This is a genomic window from Larkinella knui (assembly GCF_003858645.1).
GTDB classification, from domain to species: Bacteria; Bacteroidota; Bacteroidia; order Cytophagales; family Spirosomataceae; genus Larkinella; species Larkinella knui.
Genome location: NZ_RQJP01000002.1, coordinates 722,512 through 747,351, shown reverse-complemented (window position 1 = coordinate 747,351; position 24,840 = coordinate 722,512). Strand labels below are relative to the sequence as shown.

The following is a 24,840-nucleotide window of genomic DNA, read 5'->3' as shown; positions in this document are numbered from 1 at the left end:
TGTTACTTTTGGGAAAGGGTGGGAGGGGAATACATTAATGATTCAACAGATTTAAGAAAAAGGCGTTTATACGGTTATTGAGGTCTTTCAATTTCCACTCTTGGGCCGTTGTGTCGGCCAGAATAAGTATACCGATGAAAGCAGATTACGATTTAAAACGGTTTTTGGACGCTCAACAACCGGTTTATTCTCAAGCCCTGACTGAAATCAAAAATGGCCGGAAGCAAGGCCACTGGATGTGGTACATCTTTCCTCAACTTTCGGGCCTGGGCTATAGTGAAATGGCTCGGTTTTACGCGATTCACAACCTGAAAGAAGCCCTGGCGTATCTGGATCATCCCGTTCTGGGTAGTCGGTTACTAGAAATTTCCAATGCCCTACTGGGTGTAGTTGGAAAAACCGCTAACCAGATTCTGGGCAGTCCGGATGATTTAAAGCTTCGGTCAAGTATGACCTTGTTTGGTTTGTCAAAAAACACCAATCCAGTCTTTCAGGCGGTTTTGGACAAGTACTTTAATGGCTTGATGGATCCGCGAACCGTTGAACTAGTTCGAGCTCGCGAAGGATAGCAGTCACCGGCACGTTTCTTACCTTACTGGCTCTACAACCCAGTGTCATACCCTAAGGACCGTTTTCATTCCCGTTATTCAGCGACAACCGCTACCTAGATAACTCTTCCAGCCAATGGGATGCTTATTCCATAATAGCGTGCTTTCAAATTGAAAGACAGGTCAACTCGATTTTACCTGTAGCTCATATTTCTTGGGGAAGTGTTCTGAGAAGCGGTTATTTGCGGTTGGCTTTAATATAGAGATAATAGTTAGATATCTATATAAAATTAAAATAACCGCGTTTTATTCTTTAATTAGTATCCAGCTCGTAAACTTTTAATAGTGTATATTAGCTCAATTATCGCCTTTTAAGAGGTAGGATAATTGTTTGCAAACCAGGTAGAAGATGGATGAATAATCTCAATTAGTTCTATCACAAGGCAATGTCTTATTGGTGAAGTTTAATTAATTTTTAATTTAAAAATTTTGCCCATTTTTGATACAAAATCACAAATCATCGGCTATCTCTGGATAAAGTTTTTTAAAGAAATCTTGGCCTCTTTGAAATTCCTTTATTTTACGGGAATAATCTAACCATTGGCGGTAGTATTGTTGATTTCCTATTTTATAATATGCATAAGCGAGAGCTATAGAATGCCATACCATAAATTTATCTTCGTGGATATTGCGTAATTCGTTCAATTGATCAATTGCATCTTGAAATTTATCTATACCAATAAGAGAGTAAGCTCGGTTTGAAAGTATTTTATAATAAGAATCATGGAAAGGTGAAATTTTAGACTTTAAATAATCAAATAATTTTAGTCCCATTTCAAATTCTCCTTCTTTAAAAAAAGTTCTTCCCACATTAACTGCAGAGTATATATCATTGAGTGCAATCAGACGATCGACAGTTCTTATAATCTCATCTATATTGGTTGAGGAGGTAATAGTTGCCGCATCCTGTTTAGCCTCAATGACAGCCACCTTTTGAAGTAGAATTTCTTTAAATGTTGTATCGTCGCGATAATCTCCCGGACTGTAGAGAGCCTCTCTTTTAAGCCAAAGAAGCACAAAAAAGGCAATAGCTATAAAAGTTGGGTAAATAATAATGAACCATATTAAATATATTACATATGGTGTTGTTGCGACTAATCCAAGCGAAACCGTGGCAATAGCTTCTATAAAAAATACAAATAGCGCAATAATGCCGAGTGGGTTCTGAGGTGTTACCTTGTTTTTTAAAACACTTGTCATTTTATAGAGTATTTCGTTACTCTGGATCAACAGAATATAGGAGCATTAATAATTAATGTGTTGTATTTATTATCTTCTCATTAATTTGAAAAAAACCTCATTTTCGGAATTTATATCCAATTAATGAGAGGGAACAAATCGTTTAAGGTGGTTTCAGCGTTATACATTTACTTACTGAAGGTTAAAGTTTTAATTTTTCTCTAACTTTATTATCTTTAAAAGCACAATTTGCAATGTAAAAACCCAGTTTTCTATAGCTTTCGAATTGTTCTTCGTCAAAAAATTGATCCCCAGTAGATTGATGTGGAAAGGTTTCATTTTTTGAAGCATACTCCTGAACGTCAAAAGGAATATTTCTATCTACTAGTGAAGATTTTATGTATAATAATTTACCAGTATTTTCTTTATTGCCAGCATAAAAAATGTCCCCGAGAGCATAATTGGCTGCCGAAAACCTATGATGAGCCCTTTCTGTGATAGAGGCCAGATTAATGACGATTTCGGCCCCAAAATCTATTCGACAACGTCGAATAGCATTGGCAAAACCTTCGCAGGTAAACTGGTCGTCTTGTTCTGCATCGCAAACAACGATAAAAGCACACCTTCTTCTTACCATTTCGTATAAGCCCATGTTATCAAAGTGACCACCATCTGATAATGCAATAAAATCGTTTCGGGTATTAGTTTTTCCGACTAAATTGTTTACAATGTATCCAAGACCAAATCCCGGATCGGCCAATTGCCAAGTACATTTTCGAGGATTCCCAATCCACCTTCCCAGTTGAACATTAAACACCGTCAATAAAAAGGCGGTCGCAGTGGAAGAGTGGTAACCTTGATTCGGATTAACCGCTGCCCCTGAAGTGGCCATGGCAGTGCCGATTGTGGGACCACCGTCTTTAAACGCATAATGCTCCGTTTCGCGGAAGGCATAATCGTAGGATTTCGTATTTACATCTACAGAAGCCTTTATCATGCTAAAATCGAATCCACAAAATAGAGGTGAGAATATAAACGACTCGGCCATCCGGTCTTGCCGGTCAAGGTCGCTTACTTGTGAAGCGTTGAGCGCTGTATTCAAAATTGGGTACGGACCGTAATAACCATACTCGTTCCGCATTTTACTTAGTTTTTCATCATCTAAGTTATCAAAACCCGTAAACGGGTTAGAGGTACGTTGCCGGTCCGTACTTCTGCGCGAAGCGCCCAAATAAGCTCTCACCAACCTGTTTCGGTAAAAGTGATACATCGAAAATTCATTTACACCAACCTGCTTGGCAAGAAAATAAGCTGACAAAACAGAGATCAACATAACGCATAAAATTTTCAGGTCGATATACAAGTGAGTGGTGACAGGAGGTTGGAAATCCGGACGAATCATTACTTTAGTTGCAAGACCAAGAATATTAACAGTTAGAAAATGCGCTGACCTCACTACTTGATCTGCCAGAAAAAGTATGGGGCGAATTAGCCCAGGAAGAAATATTAACAAGCCAAGTGCAAACAGATAAGGACCCGCTAAACTGAGCACATTTAGTAACTGAGACAAATAGCTATTTTCATCTTTTTTATTCGATGTTTTGGAACTAAAAGCGGCTTTAACTGTAGAACCGACTAAGGCTATCCACCCACCCGTAGCAGCAATACCTTTCCATACTTTCTCAAACAGAATATCGACGAACACCTGGCCCAATAGGGCGGACGTTGCAATTAAAATCCATAAGAAAGAAATTCGGTGAATGTAAGCGCCCATTCGGCCCCACCATTCCCTCCGCTCGTCTGGAAAATATTTACCGAGCAAAGCCATACGGACAACTACCGTAATGCTGAATACTTCGAGTACTAAAGGCAATCCGAGAATAAATTGAAGTTCATCCGCTACAGGAACCTCCGCCATACAGAAATTTTTTGCTTTAATATGTTCCAGGATGGTCCATGCTGCAACAAGGCATAATAACCCGATTACGGTAGCAATCAAGGTAGTCACAATCAAAATAACCCAAGTTCCAAAAACACCGTTACCAAATTTTCGAATATCCTGATCGTATTTACCCAAAACGGCAACAAGGAATAAAGACAAAAAGGTTATGAATGCGGAAGGAAGCAGTATGTCTAATTTACTTAGCGTAGAAGGCTCTATATGCGAATGCAGCCAAGCACTGAGCAGATAAGCTACCAGCGTACCAAAGAATATCATCAACTTGCTTAGTTTATTGGTATGCTCTCGTCGGATACCCACAAAGCGTATTGCTTCACTTGAATACATGAGCATACCAAAGCCTGCTAAAAGCGAAATGGGTATTAACAAAATAGCACTTATACTTAGTACGTACTGCCAGGATGTGTCTTTCCATTTAAAGTCGGAAAGCCACAATTCATATAATAAATTGCCCAAAAACAGCAAAGAAAGTAGCAACAGAAAAATGATAATCTGATTCAACAAGGTATTTCTCAACCAGGTCACACCAACGGTCCAGGCATCTGCTGACATAATACTGGACCGCGGGGCCAAATAATTGCTGAACATCCTTAACCAGCGAATGGGCTTCAATTCTTCTCCCAAGGGGTTGGGTGATTTGTCAGGACAAAGTCGGTTAGTGACTTTAACGACGGAGCCTTCTCTTTTTATCCAGGCTGCTAGCCAACTTCCAATATACCCTCCACCCGATACGGTGGACAAATAATCGAACTTATTAAGCAGATTGTGAGTGGCTAATCCCTGTAATACTCCTAAATTAAAGGTAGCGGAACGAATGCCACCACCTGAAAAAGCCAATGCGTACAAACCCATTTCTCTTCCCTTTTGAAAGGGGTCCCGAATAGGTAAATACTCCTCCGGTTCTATGTAATCGATAGAGCCTGTTACGTGCAATTCTTTTTGGCGCCAAGCGCGATTTTTCTGTATTTCCTTTAACTCTAATTTAAATACATCCTCAAACGACAAGGGTGCTTCATTTTTTAGTAAGTATTTAATAAGTTTATTATCATCTTTTAAAAGAGTTTCCACATCTACTTCTGAATCCTCCTCCAACTGTTTTACTTTTCTCAAAACTTTAATTTCCTCTGGAGTCAGCAGGGCTTTTTGGTCGACATCGCTGACATTCCACATTTGCATAATTCGTTGTGAATGCCCCTCGTAACTGCCCCCTCCCAGCGCTAATACAATCTCTATGGGAATATATTGCAAAGCCGAAGCCAACCGCACCCGTTCTTCAGGAATTGTGTATAAAATATTGCTTATTGCTTCACGCCAATTAAAAGGAGTGGGATATGATCCTTTTTCCTTTCGCAAGTCATTTATTCCATTTGCCTCGTTATTCCAGATCCAATTGATTAGAGCAACGCATAAATTTATAGTATATTCTACGGATTTTGGAGTGTCTACTTCCCGTTTACTGATCCACACCAGTTCTTCTGCCCGTAAAGTAAAACTGGCTTCTTTCGATTTTTTGCTTTCACCTAATATTACATTCTCCTCAAGCTCAATAATGAGTTTTAATGTTGATTCAAATTCCTTAGGCAAGATATTCAGTACACTGATTTCTTTCTCCCTGTTTATTTTTATATTACTATTAATCTGAGTTACTGAACCTCTTAAAAGTGACGTCTGAATAGCGGTGATGAGTGAAACGGCGCGAGCTGTTAAGTCAACAATGGCATTCATTTCTTGTATAGTTATGATTTAGAAAGTAATAAAAATAAATAATTATTCCTTAACTAAGCAGAAAGCTCATTGTTTGAAACAAAACTTTGATAGAGCTTCCCATGTAAATAAAAATGCGAATTAAAAAAAAACTTGATCGGTGCTAACTTTCATATGAAATGTTTTTTCAAAAAAACTTTTGCATTTTCAATTACGAAACGTTCGTAAAAATCGTCCGGTATATCGATTCGATCTTCGCCAGTATGTCGCTCGGCAATAAACTCGTTCAGTGTAGTCACCATACTAGTCATATATAGTTTAAAAAGGCGTTCCATGGCTGGGATAACCGATGCATTAGGCACGAAGTCAATGGAATTAATTAAACCATCATAATCGGAACCAATACAAATGCAGTCCCAAGCTTTAGAGCCACCGATGCGCACGGCATGTACTATGTTCTGGCAAAGGGCCATTAAATCAGTATGTTTCTTTAATTCCTCGCCAGAGGTAAATGGCACATCAAAGAAAGGTTTTTCCGGATAGCGGCTTTCACCAAATTCCTGTTTGTTTTGGAAAGGATATATTACCTCTCCATTTTCCAAATCAATTTCATTATCAAAATCAATTCCGGAAATAGATGGTAATGGATTCATTTCATGCTTACTAAACCGCTCACGGTCCACGACCTCATTCCCCAATATCCGACTGTCAAATGAGAAGCCAATCAAACCATCGGACTCAACTATCTCAGTTATATCCTCGTCAAATAGATTAATGGTCCACGGGTTAAATCGTAAAATATCAATTCTGGTATCAAAACTAGTAGTCACGAAAAAACCATTCAGACGTTCTGCATCCACATATTCAACCTCGAAACAGTTATCATCTTCGGGGAATTTGCGACAACCCGTTTCTGGCACGACAATGGCATCGTTTAAGGACAGCCCTGTTACGCCCATATGAGTGGCTAGTATCGGGAATGACGGATGACCCTCATTAATCATCTGTCGACGCAGTTCATAAAAGTCAAGTCGGGCTCTCAGGCTCAAATGTTTAACATCAATGAGTATGCGCTTTTCCTCATCGGTTTCTTTCAAAGCGGCCTGTATGAACGATATGCCCACATCAGTCAGACTATTTCCGGCAGGATTAAACCCTCCGGCTACGCTATTTTTACCCGCCCCGGCCAATCCTGGCGGCACACCAAATGAATGATTAGTTAGGCAATTCGTAGTATGATGAGTCAAAGTCGTGTAAAGTAGCCGGGGTAGCTGTCCTGTTTTAACTTTCTGCTTCCAGTCAAACAGAGCATCAACAACTTCATGGGCATTTGCGGCAGATTCTTGGTCGAGGACAGAAGGCCGCTGGTAGAAACAATGGCCCCCTTCAATTGACAGAATAATATTCAATAGTCCATCGTCCTTAATTTCATCGAAAGAATTGATGATTCTGTACTGGAGACCATTCAAATTATTTCCAGCAAAATCAATGGCCAATGATCGCTCTAATGACATAACATCGGCGTAGCTTATCTGACTTCTGCCTAGTCGCTCTAGTTGTGCCCTATTGACATTTTGAATGCGTTGAAATACATTCTTAAAAACACAAAACCCCAGATTAGCGTATGAATTCTCCATGGCTACAAGGCTGGCGACAATGATCTGACCACTACCCTGCGTAATTTGCTTAAGGCTTGATTGGGAGTCAAAGAATTTGATTTGGCTGCCACCAAATATCCGCAGGATCAGGTTGCCAACACCGGGTTTAAATTTGCTATCTATAACCGTGACGATGTTTTCTTCCAGCAACTTTTGGCGGTCGCCATTCATCCAGACTGCTTTGGTGAAAGGGTGACAATGTAAATCAAAGAAACTCATTATGGTAAGGAGTTAGGGATGGAGTTGGAAAACGAGAAAGTGAATGGAGATAATGAGCTCAGGTATAGTCGATATAACCCAGATTGATATTGAAAACTTTGCGCTTTCTCCGAAAAACACCATATCCCTCCCGGATCAGGCCTCCATCTGGTTTCGAGTTCCCTTCGATGGTATGAATTATACCATTATCGACAGAAGTGACAAGGCCCGTATGACCAAAACCACCACCAAAAGTGATGGTAAAAATCTGCCCGGGCTTCACTAAAGTCGGATCATTAACCGCCTTAACCGCAAAAATTCGTTTCGTGCCTGCTTTCCCGGCCTTCGTCCAGTGATCCAACACGCTAGCCGTTGGCACCACGGGGTTAGTTACATTTAGGTGGTTTGCTGCCTGATCGAAACACCAATGTAAAAAGGCGGCACACCAGGCATATCCTGGCCCTAGGGCTACACTGGCCAAATATTGATTTACCTCCGGTCCTTGATTAGAGAATAGTGGATTTTCCATAATACCCACCTGCGAAGTGGCAAACTTAATAGCTTCCTGCAGTAAATTAGAATCCGGCTGAATTGAAGGAGTTTCCTCGCCAAATAAAGCAGCCCAAGTTATCGGCCCAATCTGACCATCTAATTTCAACGGTATTTGCCGTATATCTACGGCACGGCTTTGGAAAACCTTAACGGCTCTTGCAGTTTTCAACCCAAAACTTCCATCAACCGAAAGTAGCGATTCACTGCACTTAAGTTCATTCAACCGTTGCTGAATAGATACCACAATCTGGGAATTTTTTTCTCCGGATTTAACAATTCGACCGGGATAAGGGAATATAGTTGACATAAGAAGAACGCAAATTAAAATACATGGATATTTTAATGTTAATCGCAAATAAAAGTAGATTTATTAATGGTTACAAGGGGGAATTACACGTATTTTACTGGTAATCCCTCACTTCTAAATTTGCACTCCTGCGACATTTAACACCATAGACAGATGTAACGGTCCGCCTTCATTCATTTTAATGTATAGAATTTATTCAGCCTGATTTGATTTTTTCAGGTATTTGCTGAAAGAAAAAACAAATTCAATGACCAGACAAAGGTGAATGTTCTCTTGCCTATGCACCATACCCCTTTTGGGGTATTTTGAAGACATTTTATATCTCTTATTTTCGTGTCAATTAGTTGTGCCTGCTTTAATTTTAGAGTACGATTTGTTGATTATCTTAGTAGACGCAGTGCCTTTTAATGGACAACGTTCGCCCTTGGCGATTTTAATCACGATCTAAGATGAGCAATCACTATTTACTTAGACTCATAGGTTTAGCTTTTTTAATCGGCTTTCATAATACAGCTACAGGCCAGTCACAACCCATTCAATTTGAACGGATTGGCTCAGAACAGGGACTATCTCAAACGGACGTCCATTATATCATTCAGGATCGCAGGGGCTATCTCTGGTTTGGAACTACTGACGGGCTTAATAAATATGATGGATATAGCTGTACAACTTATAAATATGATCCGTCAGATACGACTTCTTTAAGTCAGAATACCTGCTTAATGCTCTGGGAGGATAAACAAGGAATGATCTGGATTGGCTTGGTAGGCGAAGGGATCTGCAAATTCGATCCCACGACGGAAAAATTTACCCGCTACTTACCTAATCGATCCAACCATTTTGCCTTACCCGATGGAGTTGTTTTTGCATTTAATGAAGATGATGAAAACATGCTTTGGGTGGGGACAGGTAGAATAAGCGAGATTCTACGATTGGATAAGACGACTGGACAATTTCATCAAACGTCGTATAATCCACCTAATTCCAGAATTAATCAGGGAATCTATATGATTTATCAGGATCGATCCAAGATATATTGGATTGCGACCGAAAAAGGGCTACATCAAGCTTGGTTAATTCCAGCTAAGGGAAAGCAACCTTCTCAGGTTAAATTTATCTATAATCCCCTCCTTCACAAGGATCAAAATCTTTTCCGGGATTTAGATTTAAACGGTATTTATGAAGATCATGCAGGCATTCTCTGGTTTGGCACAGATAACAAAGGACTCATTAGTTATGACCGAAAGAATAACATTATTCGCCAATATAGACATAACCCAAACGATCCTAATTCATTAAGTAATAACACTGTCAGACGTGGTTCAATTGCCGAAGATCAACAAGGGAACCTTTGGGTGGGTACCTATGGTGGTGGATTAAATAAGCTAAATAAAGATCGAACAACGATCACCCACTATGTTTATGAACCAGAAAATACAACTGGTTTAAGCAGTAACAATATTCTGGGAGTCCTGATTGATCGATCAAATATTCTCTGGATTGGAACCGTTGGCGGGGGAATATCTAAATTTGATCCTAACAGACAGTCATTTCCTGTATATCGTCATTTACCACATGACCCTAATTCGTTGACACCTTATGGAATAAGAGCCCTATGCGAAGATAAGGCAGGAACGGTTTGGGTAGGTACTGAAGGCGGAGGACTGGACCGGCTTGATAAAAAGACAGGTCAATTTACCCACTTCCGGTATCAATCTAATAAACTTAAAAGTTTAGCCAATGACATTGTGACCGCTATTTTGGAGGACCGAAAGGGTACTTTATGGCTTGCAAATGCAAATCTGCTCTTAAAGCTAAATCGAATAACAGGCGCATTTGAACCTTATTTTAATGCTACTGGAGGGGTAATCGAGTCAGAAAACGATTACATTTTTACTTTATTTGAGGATCATGCTGGTTTAATTTGGTTGGGAACTACGAATGGACTCAAAAGTATTAACACTGCAACTGGAGTGGTCGCTCATTATGATCTTGATCCCAATGATGCGGAAAGTTTAAGCGATTATTGGGCGTATGTGATTCGTGAAGATAGCTATCATAATCTGTGGATCGGTACCTATGATGGCTTGAATTATTTCAATAGAAAAACCGGTAAGTTTAAGCATTATAAACATCGAAATGCAGACTCTCATAGTATTAGTTCGAACACTATTCGTAGCTTATTTATCGATGAAAAAGGTATTTTGTGGGTAGGTACATTAGGAGGAGGGCTCTGCAGGTTTAATGAAAAAACAGACTCATTTACCAACTTTACTGAGCAGGATGGGCTGGCAAATAATTCGGTTTATGCTATACAGTCAGATCAGGAAGGCGATCTTTGGCTAGCTACCAATAAAGGACTTTCACAATTTTCGCCCAGCGCCTATACATTTATCAATTTTGATATAAGTGATGGATTACAAAGTGATCAATTTGCCAGCGGCTACTTTAACGCAGGAGCTAGTTTCAAGGGCAAAGACGGTGTCCTGTACTTTGGAGGTATTAATGGCTTTAATGCCTTTAACCCTAAAAAAATTCAGTTAAATAGACAATTACCAGCTATTGTTATCACTAAATTTAAATTGTTTGACAGGTATGTATCCGGTAAAGCGGAGGCAGCATACATAAATCTAAATTACAACGAAAATTTCTTCTCCTTTGAGTTTGCCGCCTTAAATTATACGAATACCCCAAAGAATCGATATGCATATCAGTTAGAAGGTGTTGATTCAGATTGGATTTTTAGTGGCGCCCGGCGGTATGTCAGTTATACCAATCTAGATCCAGGAACTTATATTTTTAGAGTTAAAGGATCTAACAATGACGGACTATGGAATGAAAAGGGAATATCCGTCTTGGTTATCATTCATCCACCTTGGTGGCAAACATCTTGGTTTCGACTATTAGTGGTCCTTTGGCTGATTCTGATCACGGGTGTTTCCATTCGATATTATACACGGTTTAAACTACGTCGGCAACGGATCGAGTTGAAAAAAGTCCTTCAGGCTCAGGAAGAAGAACGACAACGGCTAGCGGCTGATCTACATGATGATTTAGGAGCCACTTTAGCGGCTATTAAAGGAACACTTGAAATAATTCATCCACCCACTGATGGTTTAGTCAAGCCTATCACCATGATGGAAAAAGCCATTCGCGACCTTCGCCATATCTCTCATAATTTAATGCCTCCAGAGTTTGCCAAACTAGGACTATCCGAAATTATACAAGAAACTGTTCGGCGAGCTGAAGAGGGCTCTGCACTTGAGTTTGAATTTATCACTTTTGGGCAGGAACGTCGATTAGACAACCAAACTGAGCTTACCATTTATAGAATTGCCGTTGAGTTAATGCAAAATGCCATTAGGCATTCTAAGGCCAGTCGTATAACTGTTCAGTTAATTTTTTACCCACAATACGTTACCTTATTAGTCGAAGATAATGGACGGGGCTATATGGTTTCTGAGGAAGAGAGTCAATCCGGCATCGGACTTCGAAATATTCGCTCCAGGGTAGCCTATTTGGGTTCGAGGTTATTAATTGATTCAGGCGAACGCGGCACGACAATTACCTTGCAAGTCCCACTTTAAACTCACAAATTATGGTTTCCGAAGCCAAGATCGCTACAATTCTAATTGCAGATGATCATCAACTCTTCAATGACGGTCTGCGCACGTTGCTGACGTTTGAAGGCAGCCCTTTTAAGGTTATTGAACAGGTGTATTCTGGCAGTGACGTGATTCCGGCTATTCATTTGGTAAACCCTGATTTAGTATTGCTAGACATTAATTTACCGAATCGGAATGGATTAGACATTGCACGGCAAGTAGCTAGCGATTTTCCTTCGGTTCAGGTAGTAATCATCTCAATGTATAGCTACCGGAAGTTTGTAGATGAATTAAAGAAAATAGGTGTAGCTGGTTATTTGCTAAAGAGTGCTTCTAAACAAGAATTGATCGCTTGTCTACAAAACGTGATGAAAGGGATAGCCTATTTTGATGCAACTTTGAATGGGAAATCGGCCACTCTTCACCAAGGAGATGATTTTGTGAAAAAGTTTAAACTCTCTTCACGTGAACTAGAAATCATTGTGTTAATGAAACAGGGATTGGCAACTCCTGAGATTGCTATACAACTCTTTCTTTCAGAGGAGACGGTCAAAACCCATAGAAAAAATATCTACTACAAATTGAAAATTAAGAATTTGGCTGAACTCATCCGATTTGTAAGTGAGCAAGGCATATGACTACAAGTACCTATTATTTTGGAGTATTTTCAGTGTATATTTCACAAAGGTATTAATGAATATATGGTTTTTTGAATACACTTACTGAGCCTTGTATTTCACATAGTTATAGGTAAGTTGGGAAATCCTTCGCCTTGTAAACGATCGAATCCTCTGCTTTTTTGAGTGTAAAGGTTTTAAACAGATTTGGTGTAACCCAGCCTCAACAACATCTTGACAACCGACGTCACGCCATCGCTGACCGGTTGGGCTTTTTCCGCTTCCTGACGGGTAATCTGTTCTGCCGTCAGCAGAACCCCTTCGAGTTCAAGAGGTTGAACCTGTTTGGTATCGTAAACGGGGATTCCGTTGACAAACGCCAGCACCCGGCATTCATTTTCGGCTACTTCGACGGAAAGCTCACAGAGAACCTCGTGGTGCAAAAAGCTTTTGGTGTAGACTTCCATTACTTCTCCGACAGAAACACTTCATTGAGCTGCCAGATCTGCTCGTCCAATTCTTCCTGAGTGATTTCGGTCCGGGGCTTACGCATGGTCGTTGAGGTTGTCTATTGCGCAAAGATAAAAACAGCAACCCACATGGGCGATCCCTTCCGGAAACTTCCTTTACATACCGGTATTTGATTTGGCAGTCGGCTCAATCGCCGTGTCGCTCTGACGATGCTGGAAAGCCAGTAAAACCCCCATTAAAAAATTGCCATGAGCGCTTAACAAATCCTATGCAGCCTTCCAGCCCGCAATAAATTCAGGTGAGTTGATTTCCGCGTGGGTTGACCAGTTGAACTCACCGGATGCGACTCGCTCAGCGGCTTTTGCCATGGTTTCTTCTGCCAGCCTTTTTGCGGTAGTCTTGTGTTTATGGTGGCTGCACTGCATACCGGTTAGGTAATCGGAAACGGTGTGCTCCCCTTGATTTCCTTCGTGTAGTACCAGTACCCGGCCTGAGGCTTCCCACTTTTCCACGACGGCCATTGCAGTTATTCCATCAGCGGTTCTTATAAAGAAATGCTGCCCAGGGGAAACGCCTTTTGCCATCGGATTTTAAGTCGTATAAAGATTGACACTCTCCACTACACGTATTACACACTTGGTGCCTGTTCCGGAATAGCAATACGCAAACCCCGAAACACCTGATCCCGAATGTCAGCATCGGCAAGCAACTGGGCAACCGACCCCGATACATTCAGCTTTTGACAGAAGAGCAACGCTTCATTGCCACTCATGGCGGTATTGGCCACCACCGTGAAAGAATGGCCAGGGATCATCGCGGCCAGGTGTTCGCCCGAAATAATCAGCATAGAATGTTGCGTAAAGCCGTTGAACAAAATACCCCAGTTCCAAACGAAACTGGGGTGATCCTACTTTCTGTTAACTTAGATTGTGCCCCCAAAGATAGCATAAATCAAGCTGCTATCATACCGTTATCTCAGGTTTATAATATATTTATGTTATATTAGTTGACATGAATTGATAAATTGTGTTATAGTTGCAACATGAGCAACATGTTAACATGATTGTCGATGATCTACTCCTACCTGATGAAATCATTCTGCTCGATTCCCGGGCTTGGGACGAGCAATTCCTGGGCTTTCAACCCACCACCGGCTTTGCCTCCCCCGCCAACCAGGATTTTAAACGAGCCTGTGATTTAAACGAGCTCGTCGTCACCAACCGGGATGCGACCTATTATGCCCAAATGACCACGGACAGCATGGAGGGTGACCGTATCCGGGCGGGCGACCGGTTGATTGTCGATGCCAGCCAGGAGGTGTTATCCGGTACCCTGATTATGGCGTGGGCCGAAGGTGGATACCGCATCCGGCGCATTCAAATGCTGGATCAAATGTCTGTGCTGCACGCTTCACACCCCGATTATCCACCGATTTACTGCCATGAAGGCGGCGATTTTCAGTTTGTCGGCGTGGTAACCTTTGTATTTTTCCCTCCTTACCAGCCTACTCAGGACGAGCTATGACCGAGGAAATCTGGAAAGTGCATGTGGATGTCAACAACTTCTATCCCAGCTGCCACGTATCGGTCAATCCGGCACTGAAAGATAAAGCCGTTGCGGTCCTTTCCAACAACGATGGCAATGTCATTTCCCGCAGTGTAGCCGCCAAGGCAATGGGCATTCCGATGGGGGCCGTCTTCCACGAAATCAAGCACCTGGTGACTGCCGGCAAGCTGATTGTTTTTTCCAGCAAGTATCAACTATACGGTGATTTTTCAACGCGGGTGATGAACATCCTGCGCCGGTTCTTTTCCGCCGTGGAACTCTACAGCATCGATGAGGCTTTTGCCGAGTTCAAAGGCACGCTGCGGGAAGTGATTGCCCTCGCCCGCAAGGTCAAGAACATTATCTTCCGTTGGCTGCGGCTTCCCGTATCGGTCGGCATTGCCCTCACCAAGTCATTAGCCAAAACCGCCACCTACGTGGCCAAGCGCAGGGAAGAACATGACGGGGTGTTTGCCTTCGGTGAGCCGGAGCAGACTCATGAGGTGCTGAAAAAAATGAAAGTCGGCGATCTGTGGGGCATTGGGTACAGTGGGGAAAAGAAACTCCATGGCATTGGCGTTGAAAACGCCTTGCAGTTTACCCAACTTCCTGACGGCTGGATTCAAAAGAACCTGACGGTTCAGGGCCTGCGGCTGGCCTACGAATTACGCGGGGAAGTCTGCCGTCCGCTGCAACTGGAGATCAAACCCAAAAAAGCAATCATGGTAGCTCCCAGCTTCGGGCGGATCGTCACCGATCTGGAAACAATGACCAAAGCCCTGAAGCGGCATATCACGAAGGCCGGGGAGAAACTCCGGCACCAGCATTCCAAAGCCGCCCTGATGACGGTGTTCATCAACACCAATCGCTATGCCAAACACAAGCCCCAATACAGCAATAGTTTGACATTTAGCTTACCCTTTGCGACGAATGAAAACGAGGTGCTATTTCGGTGTGCCGCCAGTGTACTAAGCCACTTATACACGCCCGGGTACGATTATCATAAGGTCGGGGTGATGCTCTCGGGACTGAGCCCGGATACGAGTCAACAGTTGAAACTATTCGTGGAGTCGCCCGATCCCCGCCGAAGTAGGTTGGAAAAGGTGTTCGACCGGATCAGGCTCAAGTATGGGCGGGACCTGGTGTTTTACGCTGACCGCATGCCTATTAACGAGCCGCCACCGGACTGGCTCACCCGGCAGCAGTATCCATCCGAAGCGCCAACAACCAGCTGGAAAGAAATTCTCAAAGCAGCGTAAATATTCCTCATCGAAACCATGATCATCAAAGCGTCAAACTTTCAGGCTCTGGACACCAGACAAATGCAGCGCTTCAACATCAAGGGACTGAAGGTCGAACTAATCAAAGAACTGATCCGGCAACAGTCGACCTATTTGTATCTTGATCAGAAGCCCATCCTGCCGAATCTGGACGGAGAGCAACGGCAGGGCATTGAAGTCGGTATCTCCTTTGTGGCCCTCCACCGGCGGGATTATAAACAAGTGCTGACGCTACTGCTTGATCTGGCCGGGGGCGATACGGAGAATGAGAACTACAAGCAAATTCGGGCGATCATGGAACGAAGTTAAATTTACCTGGCATCCACCCGGTGTTAACTTCGGTAGCTGATTGGCAAAAAGTCCTTTCTGAAAATGGATAAGCTGGCAACTGGAAGGAAGGTCAGAAAACTGATGTTTCATAACTCTGTAAACGAGACTCGCTTCCAGACGTTGATTAGTGGAACGGGTTATTTTACAGGATTGATTATCACATCTTTACTGTTTAGTAAATATGCCGACTATCAACAAACTCCACGTTTTATGGACTCATGTGAATACCAATAACTTTTTTGGTAATTTGGGCAACATAGCATTTGATTATACAACAGCGAAATGATTGATTCTGCTAGAGAATTTATTCGTCTTAGAAACAGTGAGATTATCGAAGAATATACTAGGGCTGCTCATGAAGAAGCATCGCTTCAAACTTGGAAAGAAGTGATCGAGCTATACCCCGATTACAAAACGTGGGTGATTCACAATAAGACCGTACCTTTAGAGATTCTCGAAGAACTAGCCTCTGATCCGAATTCAGATGTTAGAAGTAAAGTAGCCAGAAAGCGAAAGATCAGTCCGTTTATCATTGAAATTCTGGCTAATGATCCAGATGAAGAGGTTCGTTACGCACTTGCCTGCAATACCAAGATTAGTTTGATAAACATCAAGTTGATTAATCGAGCAGACTCGGATTGGTTGAAGCAGTCAATTGGTGAAATAATTACTCGAAAAGAAAACAAGCTAACATAACCTTTACTTATAAAACAAAAGCGGAGAAGATGGTAAAGGCTTTTTCTAAGTTCTCAGGCTATATTTCCCTTAAGTGGATATGTATTTATAGTTATCTATTTATCGAAGATGGATCGCGATGGAAGTGGAGTCAACAAACAAATTCTGAGGGACTTTTATTAGCAATATTTATGCTCCTTGCATTGCCGCTGCTAGAGCTTGTAGTATTGATTTGGCCTTTTGAGTTTGCATTAAAAAAGAGAGAGACTGTTCATTAAACTGTGTCAGAGTTAGTAGAAACTAGTAACTTAACTCCAACTCAGTTGTATCATGGCAGAGCAATTCGATTTCGACCATTTAAGGCACAAGCCATAAAAGACCTCTACGCAGGCAAGGCACTCACCGGTGAAAATGACGTTTTCGCTCCCTTACTGAAACATTTTCTGGAAACGGCCCTGTAAGGGGAAATGGACTTGCACTTACAAGAAGGCCAAGCCGCCGGAGTGCCTAATCGGCGCAACGGAAAAAGCAGCAAACGCGTCAAAAGTAGCGCTGGAGAGTTTGTCCTTGATACCCCACGCGATCGTAACAGCGAATTTGAGCCCTTAGCCGTTCCTAAACGCCAGGTTGTTCTGACCGAGCAGCTTGATCGGACCGCCGAAGCGGCAGTAGATCATTTCTATGTACGGCCGGGGGATGAGCTACTCGGCCATCAATGAGCATTTACAGGAGATTTACGGCTATAGTCTGTCGGCTGGGGAGATCTCCAGCATACCTGATAAGGTCATTCCGTTGCTAAGCGAATGGCAAAGCCGTCCGCTGGAAAGTGTTTATGCTGTTTTGTGGCTGGATGCGATGTACTATAAAATCCGGCAAGAAGGCAAAGTTGTGTCCCGTGTGCTTTACAGCGTCATAGGCTTGAGTTTGAAAGGGAAGAAAGAAGTCTTAGGTATTTACCTGACGGAAAGTGAAGGGGCCAAATTCTGGCTTTCGGTCCTAACGGACTTTCGTCAGCGTGGTGTGTCAGATGTCTTCATTGCCTGCGTGGATGGGCTGAAAGGCTTTCCAGAGGCCATTGAAGCTACTTTCCCGGCCACCCAGGTCCAGCTTTGCATTGTGCATCAGATCCGAACTAGTCTGCGCTTTATTTCCGATAAGCATTTAAAACCGTTCGTTCAGGATTTGAAATCGGTTTATCAGGCCGATGATCGGGCGATGGCGGAGGAAAACCTACTGCTATTGCAGGAAAAATGGGGTGGCATCTATCCCAAAGCCGTTCAGCCCTGGTTGCAGCAATGGGAGCGTTTAGCAGTCTATTTTGACGACCCGGCCGAAATCCGCCAGATCGTTTACACCACCGCTCGGGCGGCCCCGCAATACCATTGAGGCTTATCACCGCCAGATTCGAAAAATTACCAAAACAAAAGGCGCCTTCGCTTCCGATAATGCCTTGTTAAAGTTGGCCTTTCTGACCATCCGAAACATGGAAAATGTCTGGCAGAAAACCGTCTTCAATTGGAAGGCTATTTTATCCCAATTGGTGATTAACTTCGGAGATCGAATCCCACCGGATGGTTTTGATTAAAGCTCCCAAACCTGACACAGTTTATTGAACACTCCCACTTTCATTTAACGATATACAGACTACATACACTTTGTAGCTCGTTCACCAACTCGTAAAACAGTTCAAAAATAAAAACCCAATTCTAGGCTTACATATTTTAAGCTAGTTTGCTGTTGTTTAAATGGAGTTACTTGGGGAACTGTATTTGTTAACTCGTTACTATTAATAAAAGGGTCTAAAGCATAGTAGTAAGAAACGAGTAAGCGCATTTGCTTTGACTTTGCTCCCAAACCTATAATGGCCGCCCTTTGCCAAGTCTTTTGATTACTACGTAGTGGAACGGTATACGTTTTCCCTTGAAAAATGTATTCATATTTACCAGCAATCGTATTACTGACCGACCCATCTATTCGTAAAAAGAATGTGTTTGCCTTATTCGAAAAGTGGTAATCGAAGCCCACTGGAATTTCCAGGCTTTCCATATCCATATGAGTTAATGCGTAGTTGGCGTATTTGGAATCTTTTGCAAATACAACCTGATATTTGTTCCAACGTGGATCAGCATGTAAGATTAAACGTTGGAAGAGCCTGAAATTAAGAGTAAATGATATATACCCTTTTACTTTATTTTGATTATCAAAAGCAGGTGAAGCTGGTTTAGGTACAAAATTAAGGCCAAGACCGACACCAAAACGCAGGCGATGGACTTTATCGGGTTCCTCCGAAACGGTTGGCGTTTTACCGCCAGGGTATGTACTCCGATTTGTAATCTCTTCTGAATTGGTCACTGGAGTTGTTTCTCCCACATTAGTGACGATAATCTCATCTGATTCTCTATTAAAGGGTTCAGGATCAAAAAGTTCACTGTCATCCTTTCGAATCGCATCACGAACCACGCTTATAGGCGTAGTATTTATGTTTATGGCATCTGCTGAACTTATGACCCCAATCAACCCTCTATCTGGCAAGTAGACTGGCGCACCAATGATTTCATCTGATGGTTTATAATAGCTAGCAGGATTTAGTTTAATCGTACTAGGTGGATTACCGCTTATACGAAATGAAATGGATGTCGGGCTGTTTCCAGATTGCAAAGCAACAAGTTGACCTGGTACCGGACGGGTGAAATAAGTAATTTTATCTAACTTGTAGTTCGTTGGTTTGGGAATGCTTAGGAGCATCAGATTTGCGTTTTTTAGTGCCTTGTCATCTTTGTACCAGCGGCCATTGATTCTTTGTCCATCATTCATGATAGCCAAAATATCTATGGGGTACTCTTCTACTGGTTTGGTTAGTATGGTTATAATATAAAGTCTATTATTGCGCTCGCTTACAATAAACCCATGTTGCAATTTATTTCCTTCTGCTTCCAGCTTTACAATCCGATTTTTATAGCTAGCAGGTATTACCTGAGCCATCATACAGATTGGCAAGAAAAAAAGTACAAAAACGCAAAAAAGCAGATGTTGGTATATGTATCTCCTTTTTGGAAAATTCACCAATACGGTATCTCTAGACGCCTTTTCAATGACCATAGAAGGTAAGTTCGTTAATGCTAAATATAAGCTGGTTTGTACTGGGATACCATTTCTCGAAAATGACCTTCACCCAGCGTATATTGTGAGTTCGTGTAAGTGGAATAAGTTCAGTGAGTCTGTTAAATCCTTTCAGAACGTACCTTTCACTTTTGCTGCCATCGCTAAATTCAAGTCTAAGCTGAGTTACTGCATTGTTATCGGGCTGATTGCTAAGCCCTAATTGAGATACCTCTACTTCCTTGCCAAAATCGAATAGAAGCCATGGTTCATACGTGTTGACAGGTGCTGGAGACCAGGACGTACTTATAGTTGCATCATTAGCTTTAGCAGGTGAATGATAGTCGTTATATTGACTGCTGGACGTAATTTTACCGGGATTTCGCTCAGACCCGATTCTTGGGGGTAAAGCTGTCTCACTACTTAATAGCTGAACCTCATGCACATTAAAACTAGGCGTATCCATTTCTTTAGCTGTAAAGTGCACGATATCGGTTTTGACTGGATGCTGAAATAAAACTTCTTCCCAGCCGGGAATTCCCCTGAATTGTATACTCTCGGATTCATTGTTACCGAAGGTCACTAAAACTTTACCCAAACCCTTTTCTCCTTGTTTGTTAAAAATTCTGATTCCTTCTATACTAGCAGGCGTTTGTAGAAATATATCGAACCGAATCGGTTTCGTTTTATCTATCCCACTATACCAGCCATCATTGGTTATATCGTTAATTATTTGGTAAGCTCCTCGGGGATTAAGCATAGACTGAGCACCTGCCAATGGATAAGGCCGGAGTATTTTTTTAACTTTTACATCAACATTAATTAATTGCCGACCGAGTAGTTGAATTTCGCTTAACTGAATCGTTTTCTGATCGCTATAGGTATCCCAACCATCTTTGATAATAAATTTTATACTTCTGGCCTGCAGTCTAGGTTGAAGGGCTACCTGTTCCCAACCTTGTTTTCCTTTTAGTAAAATTTCATTACCAGCTAGGCCGTCGTAGTAGGGCAGCAGACGTCTTATTGTTCCATACGCGCTGTTTCCGCTATTGTGTATGCGTAGATGGGTTATAGCATATGACTCAGGAAGTTCAAGCTCAATAGTTGGCTCCAACTTGGGACGTTGCGTATCATTAAGATTTACATAAATATTACTTTCTAAAATACCATCAGTTAGATAATGTCCTTGATTTGGATCGCTATTGACCTTTGTTATCGTAGAATTAGTAAGAACAATTTGCTCAACCTGTTCTTTATCCGCATCGTCTTTGACCTCAACTGTCTCACCCCATATTTTTACCTCATCAACCCGGCCATACTGACGGATTGGATCACCCCCTTCGATTGATAATGTAAACGAAACAGTTTGCGTTATGTGAGGTGGTTGGGAAAAGCGACATCCGTACCAGGTACCGGCAGGCTCAGTTTTTAAGGCAGTGTATTTGATTCGGCGGGTCTCGTACAGATTTTTAGGTTCATACATACCGAAGCCGGCCCTGATATCTTCTTCACCAAAGGGTTCCGAAACTAAGTTAAAATATTTGTACTGGGTACCCCTGGGTATGAAAACGGCTATTGCCGTAACTTTTGTGGGCTTTTCAAGCAAGAAGTCAATGTAAGACTTCATAATTCGATTGCTAGGTGCTGACCGGCTATACCAGTAGGTAGTGGTATCACCATCAATCATCAGTTGCCGATTAATGTCGCTGTATGTAGCATGAACAGTGGCAATTTTCACTTCGTGTTCTTGGCTATAGCTGACGGATGATTTCTCCATATCTCGCTCCGCAATGGGTAAATCCCAAGGTTCATCCCATTCTTTTTTTACCAGTTGCCATATTATTTTTATGGGAAGGGCTAAAGTCTGGCCATCAATCTGTATATCTGTAATCATACCCACTATTCCTTTTTTTCCTATAAGGGGCCCACCTGAGCAACCAGTATTCACACCCGTCAGACGAGCGTTTAATTGTTTGATGGAAGCGGATGTGAGCACATGGCCCTCTGCACCATAAACGGGCAGAATCCTGCGTTCGGAAGTTGTTTTGATTGTAAACCAAAGGGGATCATTTATACGGGAATCAGTAAGATATGGAAGCGGTATCCAGTCAAAATCATTCGTTGGTACCTGGAGTAATGCTACATCAAACTCCTCTGATGTTTGTACTACTGTACCAATAGCTGGAGTTGAAACTTTGTCGTAGTAAACCTTTACGGTAGTTGACTGACCAACCACATGCTTTGCCGTTACTATGTAATAATATGTCTCTGACCTAGATTTAATAAATTTAGAAATGATAAAACCCATTCCTTTTTCATTATTATTTTTTTCTATGGCTATGGTGCCATTAAGGTAGCTAGACATCGTAGCCTGTTGAGCTAATAAGACTCGAGTAGTACTATTAATAAAAAATAGTAGGAGCAAGTAGTATTTAGTCATGATTAAAAAGTAAGTATCCTACAATCTGTTTCTAAAAATAAGGGGTACAAATAAAGTGGCTAGCAAACCTACTATTGCGAATAAGAGCGCTTTGTCTTTTTTTTCAGCCATCACTTCAATCTGTCTGGGCATCAAGTCTCTTGTGAATCCTTTCTGACTAATCTTTAACTCTTTAACTTGACACATTGCATCCGTAAACAGATCTATTGAATTGCCAGCTTCAAGATTGTCGTTTTTCGCTAACAGGCCCACAGAGGCTAGTGCCGTGTCGGCCAGGAGCATTCTCAAGACATCATGCTTACCTAATCTAATTGTATCGTCCGTCTGCAGAATATATATCCACCCGAACTCAATCGTTGATCGTTCGGTCGTGTCTGATATGGGTTGCGCGAAGATTATATTGTCCCGTAGGGAAATATCCTCCCAGCGAAACTGTAAGGGATTGTTTCCAGTTGTTCCATCACGTCTGGATATTCCTGAAAATGCCAGTTCCATTCGTTGTTTACCCTCTGCTTCAACACCAAAGTTGACGGACATGGTAGAGTCTAAATCGGAGCGGACACCGCTTGCATTCAATTCACCCGAGCAACCATTCTTACACAATGTTCCTTCTACGTTTATTGGTTGATCATCAGTTCCTATTGATAGATTTAGAGAATTATTTTTTATGTTTAATGAAAGATGAGCGTTAGAACCTATAAACGAAACGCCATCCAGACTTAGTTGACTGGGTCGCCCATTCAAATCAATCGATTTAAGTTTGAATCTCTTTTTATCTGCAGTCCCCAATTGGGATTTATTGTGATTGTGCTCAAGCCAGTCAACGTTTGCCACACTTATGGACTTATCCGTTCGTAGAATCTGGTCAGACTCTTCAGCTCCATCCATTGACCACGTAGGTAGTACACCCAGCAGATCAACCGATTGCGAATGAATGCCAATCTGAACCGTTACTTTTTGTTGGGGTTGAGTCGCTAGCCATAATAAGACTGAAACGATAACAGCCATTAGAATAATTAAAACAAAGTCATATAGACGCTGAACACTGCGCTTGTATACCTCTCTGACTAACTGAATCTGCTCAACCTGGAACTTTTGTTTTTCGGTCTCCTTTCGTAAACTAATTAACGAAGCATCATCCAATTCGGTCAATTTCAAGCTTTCACGTGTCTCCTGCAGCAAGGAATGATAACGTCTGTGAATTGCGCAAGTTGACACCAAGTACCTGATAAATTGCCATTCAGTTAGCCGCTTGACAACGCTATGAAACCAGCTTGTAATTTGTTGATACCAGCTTGAGTGGTCTCTGGTTGAATTTTTAGAAAGATCCTTCATCTAATCTTTAGGCTAAATCCACTCATTAATCGATCCAGATTCGTAAACTTTCTACCCGTTTACTATTAGTGGAATCGGTAGAAACTACACCCATTATATCAATACAATATTCACCGGGTTGAGGTGAGGAAGGGAAATTCAGTTCAACCGCAATGGGTGTATTTAAGTCAGATCCTGCACTATTGTTGACTTGAATCCAGTTACTGACGGCCCCTTTACTAACTCCATTTACGCAGCGTACATATCGCCAGGCTATGTTCTCTAACTCTTCATCAGCAAGCATATAAACAGTTACTAACTTTGATAAATTTGGAAAAGAGGCTGTAGAGAGTTGTAACGGTACGTAAAGACGTTTTTCCTCCGGCCCCACATAGCCAAAAATAAAAAGTTCATATGGCGAATAATTATTGGGTATTACAACCTCATTGATCTTCCAATAGAATGTCTCTGTACCAGCCAACTGAGCATCTAGGCGGTAGGTATAGCGCTTATCTTGGGCTTGAATAATTACGCCTTTTTGTGAGCTTGGAACCGTTATTTTAACTTCCCTGTCTTTTTTAGAATTAAAACGGAGCGATCCTTTTAGCACCGCTTTAACTTCAAATCGCTGTCCAGAGACGGGTTTTCGAGCGACAGTTCCTTCACAATATCCTCCTGATCTAGGTTGGTAATGATACCGATCTGACTTATCGATATACTTTTCGAGAATAGCTTTGCAAGGTTGCTGAGCAAGCAATGTACAAGGAATGAAAAAAAAGAGTAGTAGTTTTTGCATTGTACAACAGGTAATGATTTTAAAATAGGTTGTACTGAGTAAATAACTTGAGAAATATACTACGTCTAAGTTTGAAATAAAAGACCGTTTTAAATATGTTGTAAAGAATATATAAGCTTCACAAAAAAGGTGACCTGTTGAGAAATGAAGCTTTCCCTTTGTCAAAGGCTATTGACTGATCTTATCCCTAAAAACCGGATAATAATAGAAGAGAAAATTCGGGTGATTATGATGATTTAAACAATCAGAAAATCGCTTATGAAAAAGACCCGCGGCGGCGGACCGCAAATTCACGGAAGCACAAATTGTTTTTGCTCTCTGGCAGGTGGATACTGGCGTACTCGTAGCAGAGGTCTGCTAGAAGATTGGAGTCAGTGAAGCTACCTACTACAATTGGAAAAAAGATGGCATCGATGATAATTTAACAGTTAGCACCGTTGCGGTCGGTAAATTATACGTTCCGGCAGCTATTTGGAAAATACAAGAATACCCTCTAAAGTAT

Annotated in this window: 18 protein-coding genes and 1 pseudogene; 8 read left to right on the top strand and 11 right to left on the bottom strand. The window is 41.7% G+C overall.

Annotated features, from left to right (window positions below; translation table 11 throughout):
• Nucleotides 1-134: 134 nt before the first annotated feature.
• A complete protein-coding gene (locus tag EHT87_RS11930) occupies nt 135-569 on the top strand; it encodes a DUF1810 domain-containing protein (RefSeq protein ID WP_124906847.1) in 435 nt (144 codons plus the stop codon).
• A gap of 489 nt (nt 570-1,058) precedes the next feature.
• Here EHT87_RS11930 and EHT87_RS11925 read toward each other — a convergent pair whose 3' ends face one another.
• The 4 genes from EHT87_RS11925 to EHT87_RS11910 form a co-directional block, all read right to left on the bottom strand.
• On the bottom strand, nt 1,059-1,808 hold the full coding sequence (locus EHT87_RS11925) for a hypothetical protein (protein ID WP_124906846.1): 750 nt from the start codon (nt 1,806-1,808) through the stop codon (nt 1,059-1,061).
• A 181-nt stretch (nt 1,809-1,989) separates the two neighbouring features.
• Nucleotides 1,990-5,472, bottom strand: a complete 3,483-nt coding sequence (locus EHT87_RS11920; RefSeq protein WP_124906845.1) for a patatin-like phospholipase family protein — start codon at nt 5,470-5,472, stop codon at nt 1,990-1,992.
• Between the two features lie 149 nt (nt 5,473-5,621).
• A complete protein-coding gene (locus tag EHT87_RS11915) occupies nt 5,622-7,328 on the bottom strand; it encodes a membrane dipeptidase (protein ID WP_124906844.1) in 1,707 nt (568 codons plus the stop codon).
• A 58-nt stretch (nt 7,329-7,386) separates the two neighbouring features.
• Nucleotides 7,387-8,166 carry a peptidoglycan-binding domain-containing protein gene (locus EHT87_RS11910; RefSeq protein ID WP_124906843.1) on the bottom strand — a complete coding sequence of 260 codons (780 nt, stop codon included), beginning with the start codon at nt 8,164-8,166 and terminating at the stop codon, nt 7,387-7,389.
• A gap of 449 nt (nt 8,167-8,615) precedes the next feature.
• Between EHT87_RS11910 and EHT87_RS11905 the strand changes: the two genes are divergently transcribed.
• Both EHT87_RS11905 and EHT87_RS11900 read left to right on the top strand, forming a co-directional pair.
• A complete protein-coding gene (locus EHT87_RS11905) occupies nt 8,616-11,753 on the top strand; it encodes a ligand-binding sensor domain-containing protein (protein WP_124906842.1) in 3,138 nt (1,045 codons plus the stop codon).
• A gap of 11 nt (nt 11,754-11,764) precedes the next feature.
• Nucleotides 11,765-12,409, top strand: a complete 645-nt coding sequence (locus tag EHT87_RS11900) for a response regulator (RefSeq protein WP_124906841.1) — start codon at nt 11,765-11,767, stop codon at nt 12,407-12,409.
• A gap of 176 nt (nt 12,410-12,585) precedes the next feature.
• Here the strand turns inward: EHT87_RS11900 and EHT87_RS11895 are convergent, their stop codons facing one another.
• From EHT87_RS11895 to EHT87_RS11885, 3 genes are all read right to left on the bottom strand, one after another.
• Complete coding sequence (locus EHT87_RS11895; RefSeq protein ID WP_124906840.1) at nt 12,586-12,855, bottom strand: hypothetical protein; 270 nt, start codon at nt 12,853-12,855, stop codon at nt 12,586-12,588.
• 270 nt (nt 12,856-13,125) lie between these two features.
• Complete coding sequence (locus EHT87_RS11890) at nt 13,126-13,443, bottom strand: hypothetical protein (RefSeq protein WP_124906839.1); 318 nt, start codon at nt 13,441-13,443, stop codon at nt 13,126-13,128.
• 44 nt (nt 13,444-13,487) lie between these two features.
• The gene (locus EHT87_RS11885; RefSeq protein ID WP_124906838.1) at nt 13,488-13,706 is read right to left on the bottom strand and encodes a hypothetical protein; all 219 of its coding nucleotides are present in this window, start codon (nt 13,704-13,706) and stop codon (nt 13,488-13,490) included.
• A 188-nt stretch (nt 13,707-13,894) separates the two neighbouring features.
• Here EHT87_RS11885 and EHT87_RS11880 point away from each other — a divergent pair, with 188 nt between their 5' ends.
• From EHT87_RS11880 to EHT87_RS31935, 5 genes and pseudogenes are all read left to right on the top strand, one after another.
• The gene (locus EHT87_RS11880; RefSeq protein ID WP_124906837.1) at nt 13,895-14,383 is read left to right on the top strand and encodes a LexA family protein; all 489 of its coding nucleotides are present in this window, start codon (nt 13,895-13,897) and stop codon (nt 14,381-14,383) included.
• Nucleotides 14,380-15,663, top strand: coding sequence for a Y-family DNA polymerase (locus EHT87_RS11875; protein WP_124906836.1), 1,284 nt, complete (start codon nt 14,380-14,382; stop codon nt 15,661-15,663). Before EHT87_RS11880 ends, EHT87_RS11875 begins: the two co-directional genes overlap by 4 nt.
• 18 nt (nt 15,664-15,681) lie before the next feature.
• Nucleotides 15,682-15,993: a hypothetical protein gene (locus EHT87_RS11870; RefSeq protein ID WP_124906835.1), complete on the top strand. Its 312-nt coding sequence runs from the start codon at nt 15,682-15,684 to the stop codon at nt 15,991-15,993.
• 303 nt (nt 15,994-16,296) lie between these two features.
• On the top strand, nt 16,297-16,710 hold the full coding sequence (locus tag EHT87_RS11865; protein WP_185716194.1) for a HEAT repeat domain-containing protein: 414 nt from the start codon (nt 16,297-16,299) through the stop codon (nt 16,708-16,710).
• 302 nt (nt 16,711-17,012) lie between these two features.
• Nucleotides 17,013-18,274: pseudogene (locus EHT87_RS31935) on the top strand (IS256 family transposase).
• Between the two features lie 101 nt (nt 18,275-18,375).
• Here EHT87_RS31935 and EHT87_RS11855 read toward each other — a convergent pair.
• The 4 genes from EHT87_RS11855 to EHT87_RS11840 all read right to left on the bottom strand — a co-directional run bounded on the left by EHT87_RS11855 (nt 18,376) and on the right by EHT87_RS11840 (nt 24,338).
• Nucleotides 18,376-19,674, bottom strand: coding sequence for an outer membrane beta-barrel protein (locus EHT87_RS11855; RefSeq protein ID WP_185716193.1), 1,299 nt, complete (start codon nt 19,672-19,674; stop codon nt 18,376-18,378).
• Between the two features lie 103 nt (nt 19,675-19,777).
• Complete coding sequence (locus EHT87_RS11850; RefSeq protein ID WP_185716192.1) at nt 19,778-22,153, bottom strand: discoidin domain-containing protein; 2,376 nt, start codon at nt 22,151-22,153, stop codon at nt 19,778-19,780.
• 93 nt (nt 22,154-22,246) lie between these two features.
• The gene (locus EHT87_RS11845; protein ID WP_124906832.1) at nt 22,247-23,563 is read right to left on the bottom strand and encodes a hypothetical protein; all 1,317 of its coding nucleotides are present in this window, start codon (nt 23,561-23,563) and stop codon (nt 22,247-22,249) included.
• Nucleotides 23,564-23,588: 25 nt separating this feature from the next.
• A complete protein-coding gene (locus tag EHT87_RS11840) occupies nt 23,589-24,338 on the bottom strand; it encodes a hypothetical protein (protein WP_124906831.1) in 750 nt (249 codons plus the stop codon).
• Nucleotides 24,339-24,840 lie beyond the last annotated feature (502 nt).

Coding starts and splice junctions, on each gene's coding strand:
- EHT87_RS11865 (WP_185716194.1), top strand. CDS start 16,297: ATGATTGATTCTGCTAGAGAATTTATTCGTCTTAGAAACAGTGAGATT.
- EHT87_RS11855 (WP_185716193.1), bottom strand. CDS start 19,674: ATGATGGCTCAGGTAATACCTGCTAGCTATAAAAATCGGATTGTAAAG.
- EHT87_RS11900 (WP_124906841.1), top strand. CDS start 11,765: ATGGTTTCCGAAGCCAAGATCGCTACAATTCTAATTGCAGATGATCAT.
- EHT87_RS11885 (WP_124906838.1), bottom strand. CDS start 13,706: ATGCTGATTATTTCGGGCGAACACCTGGCCGCGATGATCCCTGGCCAT.
- EHT87_RS11870 (WP_124906835.1), top strand. CDS start 15,682: ATGATCATCAAAGCGTCAAACTTTCAGGCTCTGGACACCAGACAAATG.
- EHT87_RS11905 (WP_124906842.1), top strand. CDS start 8,616: ATGAGCAATCACTATTTACTTAGACTCATAGGTTTAGCTTTTTTAATC.
- EHT87_RS11890 (WP_124906839.1), bottom strand. CDS start 13,443: ATGGCAAAAGGCGTTTCCCCTGGGCAGCATTTCTTTATAAGAACCGCT.
- EHT87_RS11930 (WP_124906847.1), top strand. CDS start 135: ATGAAAGCAGATTACGATTTAAAACGGTTTTTGGACGCTCAACAACCG.
- EHT87_RS11845 (WP_124906832.1), bottom strand. CDS start 23,563: ATGAAGGATCTTTCTAAAAATTCAACCAGAGACCACTCAAGCTGGTAT.
- EHT87_RS11915 (WP_124906844.1), bottom strand. CDS start 7,328: ATGAGTTTCTTTGATTTACATTGTCACCCTTTCACCAAAGCAGTCTGG.
- EHT87_RS11910 (WP_124906843.1), bottom strand. CDS start 8,166: ATGTCAACTATATTCCCTTATCCCGGTCGAATTGTTAAATCCGGAGAA.
- EHT87_RS11920 (WP_124906845.1), bottom strand. CDS start 5,472: ATGAATGCCATTGTTGACTTAACAGCTCGCGCCGTTTCACTCATCACC.
- EHT87_RS11850 (WP_185716192.1), bottom strand. CDS start 22,153: ATGTCTAGCTACCTTAATGGCACCATAGCCATAGAAAAAAATAATAAT.
- EHT87_RS11925 (WP_124906846.1), bottom strand. CDS start 1,808: ATGACAAGTGTTTTAAAAAACAAGGTAACACCTCAGAACCCACTCGGC.
- EHT87_RS11895 (WP_124906840.1), bottom strand. CDS start 12,855: ATGGAAGTCTACACCAAAAGCTTTTTGCACCACGAGGTTCTCTGTGAG.
- EHT87_RS11875 (WP_124906836.1), top strand. CDS start 14,380: ATGACCGAGGAAATCTGGAAAGTGCATGTGGATGTCAACAACTTCTAT.
- EHT87_RS11840 (WP_124906831.1), bottom strand. CDS start 24,338: ATGCAAAAACTACTACTCTTTTTTTTCATTCCTTGTACATTGCTTGCT.